This is a genomic window from Rhodoferax sp. RT5P35 (genome assembly GCF_056521385.1).
Genome location: NZ_JBWMAX010000028.1, coordinates 1 through 2,868, shown reverse-complemented (window position 1 = coordinate 2,868; position 2,868 = coordinate 1). Strand labels below are relative to the sequence as shown.

Sequence of the window (2,868 nt, the reverse complement as noted above, 5' to 3'; positions counted from 1 at the left end):
AGCGGCGCAGGCAAGGTGCGGTACCGGTGCGGTTTACTATCAAAAAAGTAGCTGCTTGTGCTTATGCCATAAGCACGGGGGGGCTATTTCTTATAAATCCGGCCCAGGTGTCGGCCCAGACCCCAGCCCCCACTACCTTGCCCCAGGGCGGCGTGGTCACCCAGGGCGCGGCCACCTTGCAAGGCGCAGGCAGCAGCAGCGCCCCGGTGTTGAACGTCAACCAGACCAGCCAGCGCGCGGTGATTAACTGGAATACTTTCAACCTCGGGTCAGCGGCCACCGTCAACTTCAACCAGCCCAATGCGCAAAGCGCTACCCTGAACCGCGTGCTGGACATGAACCCCAGCCAGATCTTTGGCCGCATCAACGCCCCCGGCCAGGTCACCCTGGTCAACCCGGCGGGCGTGTACTTCAGCCCCAGCACCGTGCTCGACGTAGGCGCGCTCACCGCCACCAGCATGAACCAGACCGATGCCGACTTCATGGCGGGCACGGCCCGCTTTAGCCGCAATGGGGCCACCGGCAGCGTGGTCAACGAGGGCACGCTCACCGCCGCCCAGACCATTGCCTTGCTGGCCCCCGAGGTGCGCAACCAGGGCACCATCACCGCCAGCGCGGTGGCCATGGCGGCGGGCGAAACTATCCAGTTGAACTTTGATGCCTTCAGCCGCCTGGCCAGCCTCAGCGTCACGCCCAGCCAGATCAAGGCCCTGGTGGAGAACCGCACCGCTGTGCTGGCCCCGGGCGGGCAGATCATCCTCAGCGCCACGGCCCTGCGCGGCCTGCAGGCCAGCGTCATCAACAGCGGCCAGATAGAGGCCAGCAGCCTGACGGCCCAGGGTGGGCGCATCGTGCTGGAGGGCGACAACATCAGCTTGCTGGCCGGTAGCAGCCTGAACGCCCGCGGGGCCACCGGCGGCGGCACGGTGCTGGTGGGCGGCGACTGGCAGGGTAGCGGCAGCATGGCCCAGGCCACCACGGTGGCGATGGCGCAGGGTGCCAGCATCGATGCCAGTGCCACCCAGAGCGGCATTGGTGGCACAGTGGTGCTGTGGAGCGATGTGCACAACGCCAACAGCGTCATCACCGTCAACGGCCGCATTACGGCCAGCGGTGTGGCTGCGGGCGGGCAGGTGGAAACCTCGGGCCACACGGTGGTGATGGACACCGCCCAGGTGCAGGCGGGCGGGCAAGCGCAGGCCGGGCTGTGGCTGATCGACCCCTACAACTACACCATCGGTGCAGGCCAGGCCGCCACCATCAGCGCCAGCCTGAGCGCGGGCACCAGCGTGACGGTGGACACGTCCGTCGATGTGCCCGCCACCGGCTCCAGCGGTGTCAACACCGACCCGGGCGATATCAACGTCAACGCCAACATCAGCAAGACCGGCGGTGTGGACACCACGCTGACCCTGCGGGCGCACAACGACATCGTGGTGGCCTCGAACGTGGCCATCAGCGCCAGCACCAACCGGCTGAACGTGGTGTTCAACAGCGACCTGGACGGCAGCGGGGCCGGGGCGATTGTGATGAACACCGGCTCCAGCATCACCAGCAACGGCGGCAATATCACCCTGGGCGGCGGGGTGGCGGGTGATGGTTCGGGCAGTGCGCGCGGCAGCGTGGCCAACACGGACGGCATCGCGCTGAACGGGGCTGCGCTCAACGCCGGTGGGGGCAATGTGGCCCTGCGCGGCATAGGTGCCGACGACAGCTATGGCATTGACCTCAGGGGCAGCAGCACTCTGACCACCAGCGGGGCCGGTACGGTTACTCTCATAGGCACGGGCGGTGCGGGCACTGCCAATGCCGATGTGGGTGTCAATATCGATTCATCCACCGGCAGCACAGCCAGTGGGGCGATCACCGTCAATGGAACGGGTGGGGCCAGCACGGGCGACTTGCAAGACGGTGTGTGGGTGGGTGGCAGTGCACAAGTGACCACCACGGGCGGCCATATCAACCTCACGGGCGCGGGCGGTGGCAGCGGCAGTGTGTCCGACAGCAACGATGGGGTGCATGTGGCGGGCACGGCGCTGGTCAGCGCGGGCGGCGCAGGTAACCTGACGATTGTCGGTGCCGGGGGCAACGGCACCGATGGCGATTCAGATGGGGTGGCGCTCTTTACCGGTGCCACGCTGCAAACCGCCTCGGGTACCCTCAGCATCACGGGTGCTGGAGGCAGCGGCACCAGGGTCAATTACGGCATCTACATACCCGGCGGTACCGTGCAAACCACCGCGGGCGGCAACATCCAGATGACGGGCGTAGCAACGCCTGGCAGCAATGATGCCCACGGCGTGCATGTGGGCGCGGGGCAGGTAAGAGCCACCGGCGGCGGCAATATCGCCTTGACCGGAACCGCCGGGGGGGGCACCGCTGCGCGGGGTGTCCGTCTGACCAATGCTGCAGCCATCAGCACCACGGCAGGCACCGTCCAGATCCTGGGCGCGCTGGTCGGCGGTGCCACGGGTGCATCGAACGCGGTTTTTTTCGACGGCAGCAGTTCGGTCACCGCCAATGGGGCCATCAGCATCCAGGGCGACGCGCTGGGGCAAGCGGGCGCTGTGGGCGTGAGGCTGGGGACCAGCTCCATCAGCACCAGCAACAACCAACCCATCACCGTGACGACCGACAGCTACGCCGGTAACGGCACCGAGAGCTTGTCGGCGGGTACTGGCACTGTGAACATCCGCAACCTCACCGCAGGCACGCAGATCAACCTGGGCGGAGCCGATGTGTTGACCGGCAGCCCGCTCACGCTGGGCCTGAGCGATGCCGAGCTGGACCGCATCACCGCTGGTACGCTGGTGATTGGCCGCACCGGGGCCACGGCTTCGGGTGACATGACCATCAGCGCCGCCGTTT

The 2,868-nt window shown here is 67.1% G+C and carries 1 protein-coding gene; it reads left to right on the top strand.

Going from position 1 to position 2,868, the window contains the following annotated elements:
* Positions 1 to 107 precede the first annotated feature (107 nt).
* Positions 108 to 2,868, top strand: a 2,761-nt coding sequence (locus AC097L_RS23115) for a two-partner secretion domain-containing protein (RefSeq protein ID WP_479589090.1), incomplete at its 3' end; no start/stop codon positions are given.